We start from the raw sequence: 4,526 nt of genomic DNA, 5'->3' as shown, positions 1-4,526 counted from the left end.
GTCATAACTATATGCTGCTGGCATGCTTACCATCACTACTATAAATCCATATCTTACCTTTTTTGGACTATTATGAGAAGTGCTATATCTGTTCAGCAGAGTGGCAAAATAAGGTAGACGAGAAAAGACAACTATAGGAACAAATGGGTGTCATGCCAGTGCGTGACACTGGCCTCTTGTTTCAATGTTAAACAAAATACCATAGAATTCAAAAAGACAATTCCTAGAAAATTTCTACATCCAAAAAAGGCATAAGTTATGTTAATGGTGTTTGAATGAGATGATATAAAGATAAGCCAAATTTTTACAAAGAAACCATTTCAAGCAGCAAGACACCTTTGATTGAAAGAGAGCACCAAATTTATGGGGTGAGTAACTGCGCTATTTCAACTATAGTATTCTCTAAAACGAATGATAAACGTCTAAAATGGTATTACCAACTAAAAGGTGTAAGTCTGTACATTGATGCATTAGAGGTCTGAGGCGACTTTTGATGGTGTGCCAACAATGCTCTATCGGATTTAGATCAGGTGAATATGTTGGAAGATAAAGCAAATGACAGCCAAAAGACTCTATTAATGACTTTGTTTTGGGAGTTTTATGGAATGTAGCATTATCCATAACTATGGTTGTATCACGCTGTAATTGTGGAAGTAATCTTCGCTCTAACCATACATTAAATATATCTTTATTATGCCCTCCTGTGAAGGTCACTGGTGCAATAAACTTCTCATCCACCTATTATACTCACTCTTTCCCGCTTTTTTCCTGGAACATCAGCATATATTTTTTCTCCTCTTGGAGCTCGTGCATATTCTCGGTATAGTCTATTATCAACTCCTGCTTCATCTATATATAAAATGCTACAGTGGTCTATTTTTGAGACTTTATCGATAAATTGCTGCCTATCTTCTTGATTGCGCTCTTGATAGAATGTGACTTTTTTTAAAGGTTATTTTTAGCTGTCTTAATCTATACCAAATTGCACTTATCCCAAAGCCAAGGTTTTGTTTCATTTCTGCTAGTGTGTGATCTGGGTGTTTTTTGACATATTCTTTGAGTATTTCTGGATCTATTTTTCGAATAAAACCAGCACTTTTTACCGCTTTGAGACCTTGGCCAGTAGCTTTCTTTTTTAGCCATCTATATAGTGTTGCTACCCCTATCTCAAAAACCTCTGCAACTTCAACCTTTGACTTTCCTTTTTCTACCAAAGACACTGCTTTTTCCCTTAAATCTACACTATATACCATTGCTTTCCCTACTTTAAAAAAACATATTATACCTTTATCATTCGCTTTTGAAAATACTATAGTTAGCGGAATGACGGTTTTTCAAATTGTCGGTAAATCTAAGTCAGTTTAGCTATAATTTCCTAAATTTGCTCACAATCTCTTGACTTGACACATATGGTTTTTTCCCAAATGTTACTATCTTCCTCCTTTTCCTTTCTCAATTTGTGCAACCATTTCCTTTACATTTGCATGCGTGAGAAGGGAATTTTTGCTGACATGAGATTTTGGATCAGATTTTGCTGTTACGTGTTTCGTTGCAGATCTTTTATTCTCTGTTAGAAATGAATGAGATTGTTTTTTCTTCACACCGATATCCGCTTGTGCTGCTGGAGTGGTTTTGCTTTCAGCAAGCTGTACATTAGCATTTCCTTTTGCTTGATTTTGCTCAAATTTTTCTTTTAATGCCTTTACTTTACTGCCCATCTCGCGATTAGCTCCTCCTTTCATAGTAGCTGCTGCTACTTTTGGTATCGCCTTACCAGCAGCTTTTTGTGCTGATTTCCTATTGTCTTGATTTTCAGATTTTAGTGGTACTCTTTCAGCTGATTTTTTAAGAATTACTCCTACTACTTTTGACTCTGTGCTTACTTTTTGATTAGCACGGCTTAGATTTTTAGGCTTTGGCGGTACTGCAGGTTTATCTTTGATTACCACTTTCGATTCTTGTCTAACTTCTTGACCAGTAGTAAACATTTTTTTTGGCACTTGCGGCGGTTTTGGTGATACGAGGGATTGAGGTTGTTGTTTCTGCTTACGTTCTCTTTTTGCTTCTATATGTTCTTTAGGAACTGTTGCATAAATTGGCTCTTCTTTGGGCGATTTTGAACTCTGCGAATTTTCTATTAAAATTTTACTCTTCTTCTCTTGATAATTTGATATCTCTTTGTATACAGACTCTTCATTGAATGAACTTCCATAGCCTGAATCTTCTCTCTGCTCATATAAAGGATTTTCCTTTTGCTTTTTCTCTTGATAATTTGATATGTCTTCATATTCAGACCCCTGATCTAATGAACTTTCATAGCCTGAATCCTCAGAAGGATTTTCCTTAGCATCAGGCATACTAAAACTATTAGCTCCTTTTAGTAAAGAAGATGTAGACTTTGCCTTGCTTTCTCCATCTGAGGATATTTCTGATTTAAAGCGTACCTTCCTCGAATCTGGAGCAGCCGGAGGTGCTGTTGTTGGTCGCTTTATTTGCCTCACGCGATTACCACCTAATTTTTCTTTCGGCTGTTCTTCTTTTCGCAGCTCAAAAGTACCTTCCTTTTGCTTTCTACCTTCCAAACTCACTTCGTGTGATCTATCTTTTCCTTGACTCTTTTCACTTTGTTCTAAATTTAAAGAATCTTTTAAAATATTATTTTTTCTGAAATCTTTTTCTAATTGTTCCAAGAGATCAATTTTTTTTAAAATTCTTGTATACTTAGCTGCTGTTTCTAAAGTGAAACTTGACAACTCATCATTTACAAAATTACTTATACTACTGTTCTTGGTTGGAAAATTTTTTCCCAAAATTCTATTCATTAATGTTTTAAAAAGACCTAATGGCTGTTCTACATAATTGTTCAAGTCAGTATATATAACAAACTCAGCTATACCTTTTGCCTCACCTGTAAAACCTTCTAATGCATGAGATAAATCCCTTAACGTTTTGTTATATTGTTTCTCTGCATTTCCTAGGTTTACAGCTTTGATCAGAGAATCGAGATTTTTTTTATAGTTCTCACTTTTAAATGGATTATTCATACTAATTACAGCTCATTATTTATTAAAATATAGATCTAAAATATTAAGATCTAGTAAATGTTACTTTTGTAATTCATGTAGAACTATAGCTATAATAAGTAAGATTTCCCTACGTCATACCGCCGCGGTATCTCCAGATCCCGCTAACAACTTACTATTACCCACAAATATGAGGTTCGTGAGCAAGTCGCCATCCTTCTGCTAAATCAAAGAGACGTTTATATCCTTTCCAAAGAACATAAGGTCCTGGTTCTGGGTCATTTTTTCTTGCTAAATGGCCTCCAAGTTCATGAAACAGCTTCTTTTATGTTGGGAACTACACTTGGACATGGTTTTCTGTGTACTTTAACGTATAAAACTTTCCATTCTTCTTCAGCTAATAAGGTAGTACATGGTAATATTGGGTTAGCTCTTGCAATTGATGTAATAAAGAAGATCCTCCAAGCAATAATACTCACAACTGTTAGATATCTCATTAGTCTTTCTGCTATTCCAAGCCTACATTCTTCAACTTTGAGACCGGATTTAAAATTTTATGTAATATCTCTATTTTCCATCTAAGGCAATACCAACTAATTTTTTCAACAGCTTCATCGAAAGTATTAACTGAAAGATTCGTTAATAGCATCCATTCTAGCGTTTTTTTTTTAAGGGAAGGGGAGTTTTCTCAACAACATAAACTGCATAAAGTGGTAATTTAGGTAGTTCTTCCGTCTTATGCCTAATATTATTCTTAGATGGATTCATCATAAACTTTCCAAATCTAACTTCCAAACGTGCTGTTCTTTTTGGCTTATTATCTTTTACAGGAACTTCAACTTCTACCGTACCTGCACAATGAGAGGATTTAATAAATGCCCATAACTTCTGCTCACCTTTTTCAGGATATCGAGATTTTCTATTTACTGCTCTATCTCTGCATGCTCTAACTAGCACTGCCGAATTAAGATTATGTGCAAGCTCAAAAAAGTCATATATATCTGCTTCTCTATCGCATACAGTTATAGTCTCAGTTTGAGTTGGATCAATAATATTATTTGTTTTTCTTAAAGTTTCCAACCACTTTACGCTTTCTTTATCTTCAATGCGATCGCTCTTTTTTTTAAGGTTCTCAGTTTCTTCAGGTCTTGAATAAACTTTTTGATCTAGTATCCCTAGTACCAAACCTTCTATACTAACGGCAAGAGCTGTATGCATTATAACACCTTTTGCAGTATCATAACTGGACAAATTTGCTAATCCGCTTGTTTTTTTATGGTTATTATATACAATGTAACTGGTATCTTGAATGACAAGAACCCTCTTGTGAGCTTTTGTTCTCTCAACCGTCTTATTAATATGTGTAGCTAAAATATCACTTTCTTTTACATTCTCATTTTGAAAAAAACGGTATGCTGCTTTTGCTTCTGACCAACTTCCGCATGCCTCATTAATTGAGCTTTCAGGTAAACTTATCAAACTATCAGCAATCTTTACTAATCG

General features: G+C 34.8%; 3 protein-coding genes and 1 pseudogene. All 4 read right to left on the bottom strand.

Translation table 11 applies throughout. From position 1 onward, the window contains the following. Nucleotides 1-402: 402 nt before the first annotated feature. Nucleotides 403-738, bottom strand: coding sequence for a transposase (locus tag OZD66_RS02975; RefSeq protein WP_182367272.1), 336 nt, complete (start codon nt 736-738; stop codon nt 403-405). 167 nt (nt 739-905) lie between these two features. Continuing rightward, complete coding sequence (locus OZD66_RS02970; protein WP_182367274.1) at nt 906-1,253, bottom strand: IS630 transposase-related protein; 348 nt, start codon at nt 1,251-1,253, stop codon at nt 906-908. Nucleotides 1,254-1,430: 177 nt separating this feature from the next. Then, nucleotides 1,431-3,044 (bottom strand): hypothetical protein, encoded by a 1,614-nt coding sequence (locus tag OZD66_RS02965; RefSeq protein WP_182367276.1) that lies wholly within the window; start codon nt 3,042-3,044, stop codon nt 1,431-1,433. A gap of 157 nt (nt 3,045-3,201) precedes the next feature. Beyond that, nucleotides 3,202-4,526 (bottom strand): annotated as a pseudogene (locus OZD66_RS02960) (IS4 family transposase); the annotation flags it as partial.

This window comes from Wolbachia endosymbiont of Drosophila baimaii (genome assembly GCF_028982185.1).
Classification (GTDB): Bacteria; Pseudomonadota; Alphaproteobacteria; order Rickettsiales; family Anaplasmataceae; genus Wolbachia; species Wolbachia pipientis.
Note: the sequence above shows the minus strand (reverse complement) of the source record. Positions and strands in the feature narration are given on the sequence as shown.